This window comes from Rhodococcus sp. OS5, from assembly GCF_056837585.1.
In genome coordinates, this window is sequence record NZ_CM166368.1 from 715,670 (window position 1) to 732,603 (window position 16,934).

The following is a 16,934-nucleotide window of genomic DNA, read 5'->3' on the forward strand; positions in this document are numbered from 1 at the left end:
GCGTGTACGAGGGCGACATCGCATCGGTACTGATCTCCGAAGAACAGATCCGTGCACGAACGGCGGAACTGGCTGAGGACATCGCCAAGCGTTACCCGGCAGGCGCCCCCGAAGGGGATCTCCTGCTGATCGGCGTCCTCAAGGGAGCGGTCTTCTTCATGACCGACTTCGCCCGCGCCCTGCCGATCCCGTCGCAGATGGAATTCATGGCCGTGAGCTCCTACGGATCCTCGACCTCGTCTTCGGGTGTCGTCCGCATCCTCAAGGACCTCGACAAGGACATTGCCGGTCGCCACGTGCTGATCGTCGAAGACATCATCGACTCCGGTCTCACGCTGTCGTGGCTGATGCGCAACCTCAAGACACGTAATCCCGCTTCGCTCGAGGTCGTCACCCTGCTCCGCAAGCCGGATGCGGTCAAGATCGACGTCGACGTCCGCGACGTGGGCTTCGACATCCCCAACGAGTTCGTCGTAGGTTACGGCCTCGACTACGCCGAGCGGTACCGCGATCTGCCGTACATCGGCACCCTGGACCCCGAGGTCTACGGCGGCTGAGCCTGCTCGCCGGTTAGAACTCTTCACATTTCGGCACCTCTGCATCAATCCGCCAAACGGACTACAGACAGGTCTCCGAGGCGTCGCTAGATTCACGGAATGCGCTACCGACGGCTTATTCGGTGACCCTTCCGCCGCCACCGCCACCGCCACCACCGCCCCCGCCTGATGGGGAGCAGCAGTACTGGAGTGCCCAACCGCAGGGCGTTCTGTACCAACCTCCGACCATGAACGGCCTCGCAATTGCCGCCCTGGTCGGGGCGCTCGTGCTGGCGCCGGTCGGCATTGTGCTCGGCCACATTTCGCTGGCGCAGATCAAACGAACCGGTGAGCAGGGGCGAGGACTTGCAATCGCCGGTCTGGTCATCGGCTACATCTTCACCGCGCTTCTGGTGCTGTCGATCGTGTGGATGTTTCTCATTGCCAATGCAGTCACCCGCGCGTTCGACGACTACGACAGCGCGTCTTCTCTCTACTACACATCTGAATCGTCGAGTACGACTTATCCGACGTATGCGACCACCACATCCCGGACGGTGGCGCCGATGTACAGCGGAAGCGACACGGCGTCGGTCATCGCCAATGCCTCGGTAGGTGACTGCGTCGTACGAAGGCTCGGGGCAGACAAGGGCGACGGGACCAGCGAGACATACGTCAGTCCGGTCTCATGCAGCTCGAGCAGCGCCACTCACCGGGTAGTCAGCCGCGGCACGTCCACATCTTCGTGCACCGCCGATTGGGTTCGCAAAGAGAGTCCTGTCGTAGTGCTTTGCCTAGCGGACGAATGATCGACAGAGGGAGACACAACCGATGACGTTGCCGCCCCCGCCCCCACCTCCCCCACCTTCACCACCGCAGGCTCTGGTTGCCGGACATCCTCCGCCCTCTCGATCTCGTGGCCGAGGATGGATTGTTGCCGTTGCAGCCCTTACCGCCGTCGCGGCCCTCGCCGCAGGCGCCGTCACCGTTGTCACGATTCTCCGGTCGGGAGACACCGATGGACCGGTGGCAGGCCAGCTGGTCAACACTTACCCGACGCAGCCGACGCCAGGGTGGTCGTTGGACGTTGACGAGGTTCTGCCGGGCGGAAGATTTCTGTGGCCGGATTCGCTCGGTGCGAGCTATGGAACGGCGAGATTCATCGACGTGGGACAGACTCTGATCACTACGGTCGGTCCACAGCAGGGCCAGCAGTCCCAACTTGTTGCAGTCGACGCCGAGAGCGGATCCATTCGATGGCAAACGCCGGTCGCCGGCACGGTGTCGTGTGCGACCACCGCGATCGATGCAGCCCTACCTTGTGTCGTCAGGAACCCTGGTGGAACAGCTCGAGTCGTTTCCTTCTCGCTCGACTCGGGGGCGATTCGTTCGAGTGTCGACACCGATACGGCCACCTTGGTCGAGGTCTCCGACGGAGCGGTCTTCACTGTCGGCGGTAGCCAGTCCGGGCTGGTGATTTCGCGCGGAACCCCCACCGACCTCGATGCGGCGTGGACAACGACAACTCCACCGGAAACCGACTGCGTCGGATCCGGCGATTCGCATTCGTTCGAGATCGTCGACGGCATCGTCTATTACTCGAGCATCGGATCTACGGCGCTCAACGCGGTCGATGGCGCACTGCTTTCGAATCCGAATCTGGGTGGCTACGAGGCACTTCCAGGACAAGGTTTTGCCGGCGTCCTCTGTGCGATGCCATTTGCGTCGGACGGATACTCCAGCATCGTGTCCGACCGTGACGGTGCCGAGAGATTTAGAGTTGACGAAGACGCACCGGCATCACCGTGGCTTGTCTCGGCATCGAAATCTCGTCCGTACATCGGCTCGCACGGTGCCTACGACATGAACGACGGCACCGAGCTGTGGTCGGTCATCGGCGGAGACCACTTCTCGCTACGCCGGATCGTCGGCGACATCGTGTTGGGCAACGACTCGGACACGCTCTCGGCCTACCGAATCGACACCGGGGAACAGTTGTGGTCGACCAAGATCGGCGACTACTTCTCTTACTCGGTCTCGGACGGTGAGCGAATTCTCGTCCATCCTAACGACGGCAGGGTACTCGCCGTCGAACTCGACGACGGCTCTGTCAGTTGGTCCCTCGATTCCCACACCAACCACTGGTCTTGGTCGAAGGCCCACGACGGACTCGCCTCGATCTCCAATGACAGATTCCTCTACTACCCACCGACCGGCGGACCGTCAGGAGCACCGGGCAGGCTGCCCGCTGTCCCTGAATTCGACGGAGGCAACGAGTACGTCACGAAATGCGGCCGGACACCGACCCTGACGCCGGTTGAATACCGCACGCAGGCAGAGGGTCTCGTCGTTCTAATGGAAATGAAAGCATCATGTCCCGGCGGAGACATCGTCTCCACCGACGCGCTTCGTGTATCGATCACCGACACCGGCCAGAGCGTTGCATCGGCGGTGTTCGACTTCTCCGATGCGCCGATCTATCTTCCCCGAACCGATGGGACGAACACGACGAACTCGATCCAGCGCGAGTTCCTGTACGACCTCGGTAGCTTCTGGAGGCTGCCGAACACTCTCGGTGAGTCTTCGAGTCTGACCAATTCGAGAGCGTCAGGTGCTCAACTCGTCGAATGCGAGGACGACGGGACGAGTAATACCAGCCTGACATCCGGGCCGGCATCGCGAAGTGACACCAATACGCCGATCCGACCCACACGTAGCGCGCAGCCGACAACGGGCGACGTCGAATCTGCGAGTCTCGACGCCCTCCGGGCTCAGGCCGACGCCGATCGCCCCTTTGTGATCGGTGACCTCGCGAACAGGTGGGTGGCTCAGATCTCCTCCAAGCGGGTCGGACTCGATGCGGCGGATATCAATGGCGCTCAGGTGCATTGGACTGCTGCCCAGATCCTGCGACAGCATCTCGAACTTCGTCTCATGTATCCGGAGGTGCGTCTGCTCTGGAGTGACGAATGGCGGACCTTCGATCTCCGGGGTTGGTGGATAACCGTCGCAGGCTTGACGTTTGCGGATGCGGATGCGGCCAACGGGTGGTGCGATTCGAAGCGGATTGCCAACGATCAATGCTTCGCCAAGATCGTCAGCAACGATCGCGATTCGTCGGGGACCACCAAATATCGGCGATAGTACCTGACCCGTTCGGCGCACTTCCCACATCTGAGGAGCTTGGCGAATGACCGAAGACAACTCGCGTCAACCCGGTGAACCATCAATAAGCAGTTCGCCCCAGTCGCACGGCATGTATCCACCGCCACAGAGCTATTCACCGACGCGATCTGCGTTCGTGGATATTCGGATCGGTGACTACACCCGCGACGGGACAGCCGCGGCACTGCTGTTCGTGTCGCTCTTCTTACCGTGGAGTGCGACCGTCGGAATAGCCCGCGTCGGTTCGAGTGCTCTTGTGCTGCTTCTGGTTCTGCCGACACTGCTGTCGCTGGCGTCGCTGTTACTGCCGTACGTGGCGCGACTCGGAATGCTCGGGCCGAATTGGAATGTCGGGCAGATACGTGTGCTGCGTCTGGTGGCCAACGGACCCCTCATTGCCACTGTTGTGGGTCTTGTCGTCTACGACGTCATTCGTGGAATGTTCCGATTCAGTGAGAGTTCGAGTATTTTCACCGGCAACGGGGTTGGCGCTGGAGCGTGGTTCGGGCTTGCCGGCGCCCTGCTCGCAGCTCAACCGCGCGCGGCCGAAATTCGCATCGACCCTCGAACCGCGCCGCGATGGTTGGCGTTGGTGAAGCCGCTTGTGTTTGTGGCTTGGGGGTCGTCAGTGGCCTCGGCGCTACTCGCGCTGATCTACATCCTGGTCTCCGTCAGTCGCTACCGATATTACGACGGGCCGCAGACATTCGAGAGCCTGATCGTTCTCTTCGTGTCGTCGGCCGTTCCGATCGTCGTGGTGGGTGTTGCGGCAGTCGGTCTCGCCAGACGGTTTGCGTCCTGGCGCCTCACCATCGCCGCGCTCGGCATCGCTCTCCTCGCAGCCGGATTACTCCACTCGATCAGCGAGGGCACAAGTGTCGAGCTGTTCCACACGGTCACGGCTAGTCCCTACTACGGCATCACGTTCTTGATTGCCGCAGCCGCAATTACATTCATTCCATTCGGTGTTGCGTCCGTCGGCGACGGGACGCACCCCGGATACGTCTGGCTCGCAGCGGCACGAAACGGCATGCTGTTGATCGCGGTGTGGAGCTTCGGTGTTGGATTCTCTCAGATCGCAATGGCAGCAACGCAATTTGGCATCGTGCCGTGGGGAGATGCGTTAGTGCTCGCTGTTCTCGCGATACTCTTCGGGATTCTTGCCGTTGTCGGAGTCAGATCACTGTCGCTTCGGTATTTTTCGCTCGACCCTCGCCCGTCACGCGAGGTCGGTCTCGGAGTCTGTCTCGGCTTGCTCGTCCTGATGATCGCTCGTCTCGTGGTGCAGTCGGCCATGTATGGCGAAATATATTACAGTGCATGGATATTCGATCTCGCCATGGCGATGCTGGTGGTTCTGGTTGCTCTCGCTCTCACAGTCTCACCGGCTGTTCGGAATTTGTATGCGGGGGTGCAACTGTTCGCGTCGGCCACCACGGTTACAGCTGCGATACCGAATCTCGGACAGCCCGTTCGGCCTTCGGGGCGTGCTCTCGAGGCTGCGGATCCGCGGACTCCGGCGGCGGTGCTGTTCGAGATTGCGTCGAGTTCGCCGGAGTTGCGGCCGGCGATTGCTGCGAATCCGTCGACGTACGACGATCTTGTGACGTGGCTCGAAGCGCTGGGTGATCCTGCTGTGGATGCAGCGTTGGACCGAAGGGCTGCTGGGCAATTCGGTCTACCTGAACCTGAACCTGAACCTGGACCTGGACCTGGCCGTGTGCCCGTGCCTGCGCCGGTGCCCGTTCAGTCTTCGAGACGTGCTCTCGAGGCTGCGGATCCGCGGACTCCGGCGGCGGTGCTGTTCGAGATCGCGTCGAGTTCGCCGGAGTTGCGGCCGGCGATTGCTGCGAATCCGTCGACGTACGACGATCTTGTGACGTGGCTCGAAGCGCTGGGTGATCCTGCTGTGGATGCAGCGTTGGACCGAAGGGCTGCCGGGCAATTCGGTCTACTCGGACCCGAACCCGAACCTGCGACCGAGACGTTCATTTCGAGCGGACCGGAGTCCAGCTCCAGCGGCGAAATTGTGCAACCGTTCGCACCGCGATCGGCCGTGCCGCAATTTGCCGTGCCGCCACCGGACCCGGGGTATGGGCCGACCGGCGTTCCACTCCGGCCTGGTGGGTTTCGGCCGGCCGGAGCCGGGATACGAGTTGCCGCGCGGTTCATCGATTTTGCCATTCTCGCAGTTGTGTCGGTCGTCGGCGGAATGATCTCCACCGCGACGCTCGGAAACGGATTCGACTTCGATTCCTACCGGACAAGTTCGGGTCTGATTGGCCTGCTGATCGGGATCGGTTCGATCGTGTACTTCGTATGGGGAGAGTCGGCATTCGGGGTAACCCTGGGCAAACTCGCCCTCGGAATAGGCGTTCGCTCGGTAGGAGGTGCGCGTCCGGCCCTGGCGCAGTCCTTCAAACGGAATGCATTCGTGATCCCCATGTACCTCGGATCGGCTGTTTCGGCGTTGGCCATGCTCGGTAGTGGTGACGAGCTCGTCGGCATGCTGAATTCGATGTCGTTGGGCAGTGTCGCGAGCATTCTCGGTTCTCTGGTAACAGTCGCTATTTCGATCGCGATCATCGTTTCGATCAGTAGCGCACCGGACGTCCGCGGCTTCCATGATCGGATGGCTGATGCCGTCGTCGTGGTCACCAGGCAGTGAGCGAGCACGCTTCGAGTGAAACAAGCACACCTTCAGGGCGTCAGCAGCTTCTTCTGGACCTTGCCCATAGCGTTGCGCGGCAAGCTGTCCACCAGACAAACCTGGCGTGGGCGCTTGTGGATCGACAGTGATTCGGCGACGAAGTCCGAAACCACAGCGCAGTCGGCTACGTCCCCGACGATGAAGGCGACTATGCGCTGGCCGAGATCGTCGTCCGGCATACCGACGACGGCGGCCTCGCGAACGCCGGGGTATGCCAGAAGTGCCTGTTCCACCTCGCCTGCACCGATGCGGTATCCACCGGACTTGATCATGTCGACCGACTCGCGACCTACGATGCGGTGGAATCCGCTGTCGTCGATCACCGCGATGTCGCCGGTGCGGAACCAGCCGTCTTCGGTCATGGATTCCGCTGTCTTCGAGGGGTTCCCGAGGTACTCGTCGAAGAGAACGGCGCCCGCAACTTCCAGTTGCCCAAGCTGCTCTCCGTCGTGCGCCGACAGTTCGCCGTTCTCGCCGCGCAACCTCGTCCTGACTCCCGGAACGGCGTGCCCGACCCAACCCGGGCGACGTTCGCCGTCGTGCGTCGTGCTGACGGTGATGAGGGTTTCACTCATTCCGTAGCGCTCGACGGGAGCCAACCCGGTCAGCGATTTCATCCGCTCGAACAATGGAACCGGAAGTGGTGCACTTCCGGACACGAGCAAGCGCGCGGATCGCAATGCTGCTGCCGCCGAGGGCTCACCGCACACGCGTGACCAGACGGTCGGAACACCGAAGTACAACGAGCCACCCGCTGCGGCATACGAATCCGGAGTTGGTCTGAAGGTATGAATCAGCGGCGAACCCACGCGCAAGGCGCCCAACACGCCGAGAATCAACCCGTGGACGTGGAAGAGGGGCAGTCCGTGGACGAGTGTGTCCTCTGGCGTCCAATTCCACACATGAGCGAGCGCGTCGAGATCCACTGCGATCGATGCTCGCGAGAGGACAACGCCTTTCGGAGCTCCGGTGGTTCCCGAGGTGTACATGATCAGTGCGGTAGCTGACGCGCTCGGTTCGGGATAGGACGTCGCAGATCGCGCGTGAATATCGATGGGAATCAACGGGATACTCGAATCCGACGGTCCTTCTCCGAGTATCAGTTCGGCCTGGGAATCGGCGATGATGTGCTGACGTTCGAGCAGGCCGGAGTCCGGCGGGATCGGGACCACGGCAACACCGGCGATCAGCGCGCCGGCGACGGCGACCACTGTCTCGAGGCCGGCGGCGGCTTGTACTGCCACTCGCTGTGCACCATGGATTCGATCGGCGACCGCGGTGGCGGCGGCAAACAAGTCGGCGCGAGAGAGGGTCGCGCCTTCGCCGAAACTGACCGCCGCTCCGTGATCGTCGAAGATGCGGGGGTCGAGGGAGCGCAGAAGTGTGGATTCGCTGTTCATCGCGAGTTCCCTTTCTTTGAGCGAAGATTCAGACGGACCAGGGAACAACGAACATCAGCCAGGCGAGAATCGGCGTCACCACCATGATGGTCATGCCCCACCGCATCGTCAGGCCGAACACCACGTCGCGTTCTTCCGGAGCGGCGTTCGCGACCACCAGCGCGCCGTTGGTCGAGAACGGACTGCAATCGACCAGAGACGAGGAGATTGCCAGCGCGATGACCAGACCGGTTGCATTGACCTGACCGGTCATGAGGAATGGAATTGCCAAAGGGATGAGTGCGCCGAGGATTCCCGTGGTGGATGCAAACGCCGACACGATCGCGCCGATCAGACAGATCAAGAACGCCGCGAGAAGTGGAATCCCCACGTGTGCAACAGAATCCCCGAGCCACTGGACGGTGTTCTGGTTCTGCAGAAGAGCGACGTACGTGACGATTCCGCCGATGAGGAGCACGGTGCCCCAGCTGATCTTGTCGACGGCGCCGCGGGCGGAGGCCGGGAAGATCAGGGTGAGAAGTACCGCGACAGTCAGTGCGGTGAAGCCGACGTCAAGGTCGAAGACCAAGGCGCCGAGTGCAAGCGACGCCAGTCCGAGCAGGGTGAGTCGCCGCTCGAGGTTGAGTGCTCCCTCGTGCGGAGCGGTCCCACCCGAGGACTTGCCGCCACCCTTCGAGCTGTCGCCGGAACCCGAACCGGTGATGGTGTCGCCACCGCCAGACGCGTTGCCGACTGCGCTGACGAGCACGCGTTCGGAGGCGCCGCGTGCAATCAATGCGCGACCGCCGAACGAGATGTACGCGATTGCGGCAACAACGGCCGCGGCTGCGAAGGTCGAGACGAACAGCAAGGCCGGGCTCGACGGGAGGCCGTTCTGACGCATGACGTCGTTGGTGATCACACCGAAGATTCCGATAGGGGAGAAGCTGCCCGCCGTTGCGCCCTGGACGACCATGAAGCCCATCAGCATGGGGTGGATCCGGTAGCGGGTGGCGAAGCCCATTGCCACGGGCGCGATGATGGCGACGGCAGCGGGACTGACCGCGCCCATGGCGGTGACGGCCGCGCACACCGCGAACATCGCCCACGGCACGAGGGCCACTCGTCCTCTGACCGCGCGGACTGCCGCGTGAATGATCCAGTCGACCGTGCCGTTGTTTCTGGCCAGCGCGAACAGGTAGGTGACGCCGACCAGGATGACGAAGAGGCTGGCCGGGAAGCCGTCGAGGATCTCGCTGGTATCGACGGTGAAGACCAGTGTTCCGACGACGAAGGCAGCCACCAGGGCGAGCGCACCCATGTTCACCGACCTCACGGTGGATATGACGAACACCAGGACAAGTACTGACAGGGCTATGACATTTGCCATCGAACTCTCAATCCGTTCGCGACCAGCTTGTGGTCTGCATCACTTGGAATTGGCCTAGCCTCTCTGCCACTGCTCCATTTGTCAAGTACACTCCGAGGCATGAATTCGACGTCATCGCCCGGCTCGCGCTCGGGCCTGCCCGGACGATTGAAGCGTCCGCGCCTGTACGAGCAGTTGGCCGAGCACATTTCGAATTTCATCGAGGCTCAAGGTCTTTCGCCCGGCGATCGGCTTCCTCCCGAACGCAGCCTGGCTGCCGAACTCGGCGTGAGTCGCGCGTCGCTGGCTCAAGCGCTCGTGGCCCTCGAGATTCGGGGCAGAGTCGAAATTCAGCACGGTAACGGAGCGGTGATTCGCGAAGCTCCCACGCCCGACGCGGGTAGGTCTGCGGATTCGGGAGTGCGGTTGCAAGACCGAACCGTCGACGAACTGACTGCCGCCAGGGAAGCGATCATGGCCGGCCTGGCTCGGGCGGCGGCGTCGAATCCCAACGCTGCGCTTCGGGTCGCGATGTTGACCGACGACGGGACCGCGAGAAACTTCGCCGAGACATGGCGCTGCGTCAGGCACCTGGCCGGTGGCGGCTTATTGGCTGATCTCGACGACACCATCGCCAAGCAGGCGGACGTGCCCGAGTCCTCGGCGCGACTGTCTGCGCGACTCGATCATCTCGCTCACCGCATCATCGACGGTGACCAATCGGGCGCCGCTGACGCTGTTGCGGGAATCCTCTCCGACACGGCCTGACGAATAACGGCGGACAAGCGTCGGAAAAACGCACGATAACCACTATGAGCATGTTCGCTCACAGGAAACTGTGCTGCGACGTAGCCCGGGAACCTGATCGGCAATGCGCACGTTGAACACAGTGACGACCGTTCCAACCAGGCGGCACGGCCGCTGGCGGGCATCGATGGGGCCGATCGCGGTAACCTGCAGGTGTCCGGTTGGCAGCCGGAAGGCGACCTGGCAGACCCGCACTCTCGAAAGGACCGGCCACATCGGCCGACCTGTATGAACCGTAAGACTGTGTTCCGTAACGTGCTACTCGTAGCCGTCGTGCTGTTGGTGATCTATGCCTTCAGCTACTTCAGCAACGACACCCGCGACTTCAAGACCGTCGACACCTCGGTCGCGATCTCCCAACTCGACGCCAAGAACGTTGAGTCGGCGCAGATCGACGACCGTGAGCAGCAGGTTCGTCTGTGGCTCAAGAACGGCAACGACGCCACCGATGGTAAGACGCAGATCCTGGCGAAGTACCCCGCGAGTGCGTCGGAGCAGATCTTCGACAAGGTCGAAGGCGCCGGTGCGGACAAGTTCAACACGACGGTCACTCAGGAGAGCTGGCTGACGTCGATCCTTCTGTTCGTGCTGCCGATGATCATTCTGTTCGGCATCTTCTTCTTCGTCATGAACCGGATGCAGGGCGGCGGTGGTCGCGGCGGAGTCATGGGATTCGGTAAGTCGAAGGCCAAGCAGCTCACCAAGGACATGCCGAAAACCACGTTCGCCGACGTCGCCGGTGCGGACGAGGCTGTCGAAGAGCTGTACGAGATCAAGGACTTCCTGCAGAACCCGGCCCGCTACCAGGCGCTCGGCGCCAAGATTCCGCGCGGTGTCCTGCTGTACGGCCCTCCCGGAACCGGTAAGACGCTGCTCGCACGCGCTGTCGCAGGCGAGGCCGGCGTCCCGTTCTTCACCATCTCCGGTTCTGACTTCGTCGAGATGTTCGTCGGTGTCGGTGCTTCGCGTGTTCGCGACATGTTCGAGCAGGCCAAGCAGAACAGCCCCTGCATCATCTTCGTCGACGAGATCGACGCCGTCGGTCGTCAGCGCGGCGCAGGCCTGGGCGGCGGACACGACGAGCGCGAGCAGACACTCAACCAGTTGCTCGTCGAGATGGACGGCTTCGGTGATCGCACCGGCATCATCTTGATCGCCGCAACCAACCGCCCCGACATCCTCGACCCCGCACTGCTGCGTCCGGGACGCTTCGATCGCCAGATTCCGGTCGGCGCCCCCGACCTCGCCGGTCGCCGCGCGATCCTGCGCGTGCACTCGCAGGGCAAGCCGATCGATCCCAACGCCGACCTCGAAGGTCTCGCCAAGCGGACCGTCGGAATGTCGGGTGCTGATCTCGCCAACGTCATCAACGAGGCTGCGCTGCTCACCGCACGCGAAAACGGAACCGTCATCACCGAAGCCTCGCTCGAGGAATCGGTGGATCGTGTTGTCGGTGGACCGCGGCGTAAGAGTCGCATCATCAGCGAGCACGAGAAGAAGATCACGGCGTACCACGAGGGCGGTCACACTCTGGCTGCTTGGGCAATGCCTGACATCGAGCCGGTCTACAAGGTCACGATCCTCGCTCGCGGTCGCACGGGTGGCCACGCGATGACCGTGCCCGAGGACGACAAGGGTTTGATGACGCGTTCGGAGATGATCGCTCGTCTCGTCATGGCGATGGGTGGACGCGCCGCCGAGGAGTTGGTGTTCCACGAGCCCACCACCGGAGCGTCGTCCGATATCGACATGGCGACCAAGATCGCCCGCGCGATGGTCACCGAATACGGCATGAGTGCCAAGCTCGGCGCGGTTCGCTACGGACAGGAGGGCGGGGATCCGTTCCTCGGCCGTTCGATGGGCGTTCAGTCCGACTACTCACACGAGATCGCCCGTGAAATCGACGAAGAGGTGCGCAACCTCATCGAGGCAGCGCACACCGAAGCGTGGGCAATCCTCAACGAGTACCGCGATGCGCTCGACCTCATCGCTACCGAACTGCTCGAGCGTGAGACGTTGACTCGCAAGGACCTCGAGAAGATCCTTGCCGGCGTCGAAAAGCGTCCGCGCATCACGGCTTTCAACGATTTCGGTGGGCGTACGCCTTCGGATCGTCCGCCGGTGAAGACTCCTCGCGAACTCGCGATCGAGCGCGGCGAAACCTGGCCGGAGCCCGCTGCGGCACCTGTTCTCGTCAAGGCAGGTGCACCCAACAGCGGTGCCCCCAACGGTGGTCTCCCCAACAACGGTGGTCTCCCCAACAACGGTGGTCTCCCCAACAACGGCAACCAGGGACCCTCGAACGGCTACGCACAGCCTTCGTACCCGCAGCCGAGTGCTCCGCAGCAGACTCCGCAACCGGGAACACCCGACTACGGAGCGCCCGCCGGATGGTCGGCACCGGGTTGGCCTCCGCGTGAGAACCCGTCGCCGACGTACCCCGGACAGCAGTCGGGTGGGTACACCGGTGGACAGAATCCGACCCCGCCGAACCAGTCGCAGGGCCAGTACGGTCAGCCCCAACACGGTCAGCCCCAGCCCGATCAGGGGCAGTACGGCCAGCCGCACCCGGGACAGCAGGCGTACCCGGAGCAGCCGCATCCCGGCCGCCGTTACCCCGCGCAGCCCGATTACCCGGTGCAGTACCCGGACAGTGGACCCTTCGCCGATCCGAACCGGGGAAACCCGACCGGTGAAAACCAGTGGCAGAGCCCCGCACCGGAACAGCCGCAAACTCCTCCGCCGCACCATTCGGCTGAGGACGAGGGACCGAGCACCGTTCGCTGGGACGGACCGGACGGATCTCGCTGACCTTGCGCCACTAGGCTCTGCGGCGGGGGACCTGTGAACAATTCTCGAGGAGAGTTCGGTTGTCGGTGAATGATGTGGCCAGTGAACTGGTGTCGCTCGGAACGGGCCGCCCGTTCGATCAGGCGCGGGCAGAGGCTGCCGTACGGGAATTGTTGATCGCGGTCGGTGAAGATCCGGAGCGCCCAGGCCTGCTCGATACGCCGGCCCGGGTTGCGCGCTCGTACAAGGAGATCTTCGCGGGTCTGTACTCCGAACCTGACGACGCGTTGAACACGACTTTCGACGAGGGTCACCAGGAGTTGGTGCTCGTGCGAGACATTCCGATGTTCTCGACGTGCGAGCACCACCTGGTGTCCTTCCACGGTGTTGCTCACGTTGGCTACATCCCGGGAAAGTCGGGCAAGGTCACCGGTTTGTCGAAGCTCGCGCGCGTCGTCGACCTGTACGCCAAGCGTCCGCAGGTTCAAGAACGCCTGACCAGTCAGATCGCGGATGCTTTGATGCGCAAGCTCGACCCGCGTGGAGCCATCGTCGTCATCGAAGCCGAGCATCTGTGCATGGCGATGCGCGGTATCCGCAAGCCCGGAGCCAGCACGACCACGTCTGCGGTTCGTGGGCTCCTGCAATCCAGCGCGGCCTCGCGGTCCGAAGCGCTGGACCTCATCCTGCGTAAGTGAGCAAGATGTCCGCGGCTCCCGTTGCAGGCAGCGATCCGGCCCGGATGGTCGTGATGGGGATTCTGAACGTCACCGCCGATTCGTTTTCCGACGGTGGTCAATTTCTCGATCGTGACGCGGCGATCGCTCGCGGACTCGAACTGCAACGCATCGGCGTCGACATCGTCGACGTCGGCGGCGAGTCGACGCGCCCCGGAGCCACCCGCGTCGATCCGAAACTCGAGGCGGACCGAATTGCCCCGGTGATCGAAGAACTCGTGGCAGCCGGAATTCGCGTCAGCGTCGACACGATGCGTGCTTCCGTCGCCGCCGCCGCGATCGAAGCGGGCGCAGGCATCGTCAACGACGTATCGGGTGGTCGCGCAGACCCCGACATGGCCTCCGTTGTGGCCGACGCCGGAGTGCCCTGGATCCTCATGCATTGGCGCTCGGCCGGCGACTACGTCCATCGTGGCAGCGCCGATCACTACGACGACGTGGTCCGCGACGTCCGTGACGAACTGCTGTCGCAGGTCGATCTGGCGTTGAAAGCAGGGGTCGATTCGTCGTCGATCATCCTCGACCCCGGCCTCGGGTTCGCTAAGAACGCCGACCACAACTGGGCACTGTTGCGAGCACTACCCGAGTTCAACGCGACCGGATTCCCGGTACTGGTCGGCGCTTCCCGAAAGCGGTTCCTCGGGTCTCTGCTCAGCGATCCCGACGGCAATCCGCGTCCACCCGGTGGCCGCGAGACTGCGACGGCCGTGGTCTCCGCCCTTGCAGCGCGCGAAGGCGCCTGGGGAGTTCGGGTGCACGACGCACAAGCCTCGCTCGACGCCATTGCCGTGGTCGACGCCTGGAACCGTGGACGAGAAAGGGCCTGACATGGGGGACCGAATCGAATTGCGCGGACTGAAGGTTCGCGGCAATCACGGAGTGTTCGACCACGAGAAGCGTGACGGTCAGGACTTCTTCATCGACATCACCGTGTGGATGGACTTGGCTCCCGCCGCGGCGTCGGACGACCTGACGCAGACCCTGCACTACGGCGAGTTGGCGGAAGCCGCCGCAGCGATAGTCGCCGGCCCGTCGCGCGATCTCATCGAGACCGTCGCCGCGGAGATCGCCGACGACGTCATGAAAGATTCGCGAGTCGAGAGCGTCGAGGTTGTTGTCCACAAACCGTCGGCACCGATTCCGCTGGTTTTTGCGGACGTCGCCGTCGTCGCACATCGGACCAGATCGGCATGACGCGCGCTGTTCTGTCGATCGGTTCCAACATCGGCGACAGCGTGGCTCACCTGCAGTCCGTTGTCGACGGGTTGGGCAGCGCCGTCGTTGCTGTCTCACCGGTCTACTCGACCGCGCCGTGGGGTGGCGTCGAGCAGCAGGATTTCTACAACGCGGTGGTGGTGGTCGACGATCCCGAAGCCGATGCCGCTGAATGGCTTCGCCGCTCGCAAGCTCTCGAGGAAGCCGCAGACCGGGTGCGCGAACAGCGGTGGGGGCCACGGAGCCTGGACGTGGACGTAGTCGACTGCGAAGGCGTCGTCAGTTCCGATCCCGTGCTCACACTTCCGCATCCGCGCGCGCATCTTCGGGCATTCGTTCTCGTTCCCTGGCTGGACGTCGAGCCTGACGCGACGCTGATCGTCGACGGCCAGGAGTTGCCGGTGGCACAAATTCTCGACGGCCTCGATCGCACTGAGCGCGAAGGTGTCCGCACTACCGATGTGGTGCTTGCGCGGTGACCGAAAACGACAAGGGTTTGAAGCCGACCCGGATCAGTGAACTCGCGGTACTCGCCGCAGTGGCGGCCGTGGCCACCTGGATTCTGATTCGCGTGTTCTACGGTTCGATGCCGCCCATCCCTGTTTATGCGGGAGCGTCGCTGTACTTCGTGGCCGTTGCCGAGGCCGTCTTCGCTTTTGTCATTCGTTCACGCGTCAAAAACCGGCAGGTCGGCGACGGGCTCAGACAGCTTCATCCGATCACCGCCGCCCGAGCGCTGGCATTGGCCAAAGCATCCGCTTTGGTCGGTTCAGCTACCGTCGGTGTCTGGGTCGGAGTGCTGGTGTATCTCATCCCACAGCGCTCGGTTCTGCAGGCTGCAGCCTCCGACACGCCGGGCGCGTGGGTGGGGTTGGGCGCCGCAATTGCGCTGGTAGCGGCAGCTCTGTGGCTCGAACATTGTTGCAAGACGCCGGAAGATACACCTGACGAGCCTGCGCACTGACAGCCTGGTCGGCAAATCACCCACCGAGGTACGTGGCGACCCCGGTCTCGGCAAGTACCCTGGCAACCATGACAAATTCTGGTCGATCGAAGTCTGCGCGCCGAAGCAAGCGCAGCGCGAGCCAGATGATCATTGCTGCTCTTCTGGCACTTGCTGTCATTGCTTCGCTGTTTCTGATTTTCAGTAACAGCGTTCAGCTTCTTCGGGTGGGTCTGGTCGTCGCTCTGTGGGCAGCCACCCTCGGCGCTATCGCCATGACCAAGTATCGGCGTGAGTCGGCACTGGACAAAGCCAAGGTTGCCGATCTGCAGACCGTGTACGAACTGCAGCTCGAACGTGAAATTTCTGCTCGACGCGAGTACGAACTGAGCGTCGAAGGTCGCGTGCGACGTGAGGTGACCGCGGACGCGGAGGAGCTGGCCGGGTTGCGCGCCGAATTGGTGGCGCTGCGCCGAAACCTCGAAGCACTGTTCGAAGGTGGGCTGCTGCCCGAACAGACCGCGCTCAAGACCGATTCGACGCGAGTGCCGGAACTTGGCGGTAGTTCGTACGGCGCGTACCAGCCGGCACCGTCGGGGTTGTACGTTCCCGGCGCCGGCCAGAGCGGGCCCAGCCAACCGGCACCGAACGTCGGCGGCTTGGCTTCGCCCAACGACGATCCGGTGACTGCTGAGACAACCGTCGTGTTCGCGGAGACGTCGTGGCGTGACAGCAGCTTCGTGGCGCCGCGCGTCATCCCGACCCAGAAGTCTCGAGAGACGCAGAAGCCACAAGAGACGCAGAAGCCCCAGAGCGGGAACCAAGTACCGAGTTCTCCGGTGAGTTCCTCGCCGACACGAACGGTGAAAGACGTTCCGGTGAAGAAGGATTCGGAGCCGGTCGCGCCGGTCGAGCCTGAAGTCAAGGCTCCCGCCCAGGCCCCGAACATCGAAGATGCCGTCATCGAAGACGCTGTCGTCGAAGAGGTGCCCGAGGTTGTTCGCGCGGTTGTTCCCGAAGCTGTCGCGGAAGCTGAACCCGAATCCGCTGCGGAGCCTGACGCGGAGCCGCGACGTCGTCGCCGTGCCGCTCCGGAAGATGCCGCCAGTGGTGCTCATTCCAACGGATTGACCGTCGCCGAAATCATGGCAAACCTGAGTTCGAACAACCCGCCCGAAGGCTCCGGCCGACGCCGTCGCCGAGAGGACTGAGTCGCAGATCACTCGCCCGGCCATGGCATGACGGTTCGGGCGAAGGATATCCTCGGACGCAGAACGTCTGGT

14 protein-coding genes are annotated in these 16,934 nt (G+C 63.0%); 12 read left to right on the plus strand and 2 right to left on the minus strand.

Annotated elements, in window-relative coordinates; genetic code table 11:
* The first annotated feature begins 2 nt into the window (after nucleotides 1-2).
* From hpt to ACVZUB_RS03345, 4 genes are all read left to right on the plus strand, one after another.
* Nucleotides 3-557: a hypoxanthine phosphoribosyltransferase gene (hpt, locus tag ACVZUB_RS03330; protein ID WP_003941159.1), complete on the plus strand. Its 555-nt coding sequence runs from the start codon at nucleotides 3-5 to the stop codon at nucleotides 555-557.
* A gap of 227 nt (nucleotides 558-784) precedes the next feature.
* Nucleotides 785-1,345 carry a DUF4190 domain-containing protein gene (locus ACVZUB_RS03335; RefSeq protein WP_482628143.1) on the plus strand — a complete coding sequence of 187 codons (561 nt, stop codon included), beginning with the start codon at nucleotides 785-787 and terminating at the stop codon, nucleotides 1,343-1,345.
* A 22-nt stretch (nucleotides 1,346-1,367) separates the two neighbouring features.
* Nucleotides 1,368-3,680, plus strand: coding sequence for an outer membrane protein assembly factor BamB family protein (locus ACVZUB_RS03340; RefSeq protein WP_223304573.1), 2,313 nt, complete (start codon nucleotides 1,368-1,370; stop codon nucleotides 3,678-3,680).
* A 46-nt stretch (nucleotides 3,681-3,726) separates the two neighbouring features.
* Entirely contained in the window at nucleotides 3,727-6,369 is a 2,643-nt protein-coding gene (locus ACVZUB_RS03345; protein ID WP_256082544.1) for a DUF7937 domain-containing protein, read from the plus strand.
* A 32-nt stretch (nucleotides 6,370-6,401) separates the two neighbouring features.
* On the opposite strand, the gene ACVZUB_RS03350 is transcribed toward ACVZUB_RS03345, so the two are convergent.
* Both ACVZUB_RS03350 and ACVZUB_RS03355 read right to left on the minus strand, forming a co-directional pair.
* On the minus strand, nucleotides 6,402-7,811 hold the full coding sequence (locus ACVZUB_RS03350; protein ID WP_482628144.1) for an acyl-CoA synthetase: 1,410 nt from the start codon (nucleotides 7,809-7,811) through the stop codon (nucleotides 6,402-6,404).
* A 28-nt stretch (nucleotides 7,812-7,839) separates the two neighbouring features.
* Nucleotides 7,840-9,180 carry an SLC13 family permease gene (locus tag ACVZUB_RS03355; RefSeq protein WP_482628145.1) on the minus strand — a complete coding sequence of 447 codons (1,341 nt, stop codon included), beginning with the start codon at nucleotides 9,178-9,180 and terminating at the stop codon, nucleotides 7,840-7,842.
* Nucleotides 9,181-9,279: 99 nt separating this feature from the next.
* On the opposite strand from ACVZUB_RS03355, the gene ACVZUB_RS03360 reads away from it, so the two are divergent.
* The 8 genes from ACVZUB_RS03360 (at nucleotide 9,280) to ACVZUB_RS03395 (ending at nucleotide 16,862) form a co-directional block, all read left to right on the plus strand.
* Entirely contained in the window at nucleotides 9,280-9,927 is a 648-nt protein-coding gene (locus ACVZUB_RS03360; RefSeq protein WP_054187899.1) for a FadR/GntR family transcriptional regulator, read from the plus strand.
* A 267-nt stretch (nucleotides 9,928-10,194) separates the two neighbouring features.
* Nucleotides 10,195-12,777, plus strand: a complete 2,583-nt coding sequence (ftsH, locus tag ACVZUB_RS03365) for an ATP-dependent zinc metalloprotease FtsH (protein ID WP_063315065.1) — start codon at nucleotides 10,195-10,197, stop codon at nucleotides 12,775-12,777.
* Between the two features lie 59 nt (nucleotides 12,778-12,836).
* Nucleotides 12,837-13,454 carry a GTP cyclohydrolase I FolE gene (gene folE / locus ACVZUB_RS03370; RefSeq protein ID WP_019746783.1) on the plus strand — a complete coding sequence of 206 codons (618 nt, stop codon included), beginning with the start codon at nucleotides 12,837-12,839 and terminating at the stop codon, nucleotides 13,452-13,454.
* Nucleotides 13,455-13,459: 5 nt separating this feature from the next.
* Nucleotides 13,460-14,320 (plus strand): dihydropteroate synthase, encoded by an 861-nt coding sequence (folP, locus tag ACVZUB_RS03375; protein WP_020968349.1) that lies wholly within the window; start codon nucleotides 13,460-13,462, stop codon nucleotides 14,318-14,320.
* 1 nt (nucleotide 14,321) lies between these two features.
* Complete coding sequence (folB, locus tag ACVZUB_RS03380; RefSeq protein ID WP_003945780.1) at nucleotides 14,322-14,687, plus strand: dihydroneopterin aldolase; 366 nt, start codon at nucleotides 14,322-14,324, stop codon at nucleotides 14,685-14,687.
* Nucleotides 14,684-15,187: a 2-amino-4-hydroxy-6-hydroxymethyldihydropteridine diphosphokinase gene (gene folK, locus ACVZUB_RS03385; RefSeq protein WP_064075118.1), complete on the plus strand. Its 504-nt coding sequence runs from the start codon at nucleotides 14,684-14,686 to the stop codon at nucleotides 15,185-15,187. The genes folB and folK overlap by 4 nt, the downstream gene beginning before the upstream one ends.
* A 17-nt stretch (nucleotides 15,188-15,204) precedes the next feature.
* Nucleotides 15,205-15,672: a DUF3180 domain-containing protein gene (locus ACVZUB_RS03390; RefSeq protein WP_153213529.1), complete on the plus strand. Its 468-nt coding sequence runs from the start codon at nucleotides 15,205-15,207 to the stop codon at nucleotides 15,670-15,672.
* Between the two features lie 68 nt (nucleotides 15,673-15,740).
* A complete protein-coding gene (locus ACVZUB_RS03395) occupies nucleotides 15,741-16,862 on the plus strand; it encodes a DUF6779 domain-containing protein (protein WP_482628146.1) in 1,122 nt (373 codons plus the stop codon).
* The last annotated feature ends 72 nt before the right edge of the window (nucleotides 16,863-16,934 follow it).

Bases quoted from the DNA above. Each gene is read 5' to 3' on its own strand.
- ACVZUB_RS03335 (WP_482628143.1), top strand. From the start codon at position 785: ATGAACGGCCTCGCAATTGCCGCCCTGGTCGGGGCGCTCGTGCTGGCG.
- ACVZUB_RS03340 (WP_223304573.1), top strand. From the start codon at position 1,368: ATGACGTTGCCGCCCCCGCCCCCACCTCCCCCACCTTCACCACCGCAG.
- ACVZUB_RS03345 (WP_256082544.1), top strand. From the start codon at position 3,727: ATGACCGAAGACAACTCGCGTCAACCCGGTGAACCATCAATAAGCAGT.
- ACVZUB_RS03350 (WP_482628144.1), bottom strand. From the start codon at position 7,811: ATGAACAGCGAATCCACACTTCTGCGCTCCCTCGACCCCCGCATCTTC.
- ACVZUB_RS03355 (WP_482628145.1), bottom strand. From the start codon at position 9,180: ATGGCAAATGTCATAGCCCTGTCAGTACTTGTCCTGGTGTTCGTCATA.
- ACVZUB_RS03360 (WP_054187899.1), top strand. From the start codon at position 9,280: ATGAATTCGACGTCATCGCCCGGCTCGCGCTCGGGCCTGCCCGGACGA.
- ftsH (WP_063315065.1), top strand. From the start codon at position 10,195: ATGAACCGTAAGACTGTGTTCCGTAACGTGCTACTCGTAGCCGTCGTG.
- folP (WP_020968349.1), top strand. From the start codon at position 13,460: ATGTCCGCGGCTCCCGTTGCAGGCAGCGATCCGGCCCGGATGGTCGTG.
- folB (WP_003945780.1), top strand. From the start codon at position 14,322: ATGGGGGACCGAATCGAATTGCGCGGACTGAAGGTTCGCGGCAATCAC.
- folK (WP_064075118.1), top strand. From the start codon at position 14,684: ATGACGCGCGCTGTTCTGTCGATCGGTTCCAACATCGGCGACAGCGTG.
- ACVZUB_RS03395 (WP_482628146.1), top strand. From the start codon at position 15,741: ATGACAAATTCTGGTCGATCGAAGTCTGCGCGCCGAAGCAAGCGCAGC.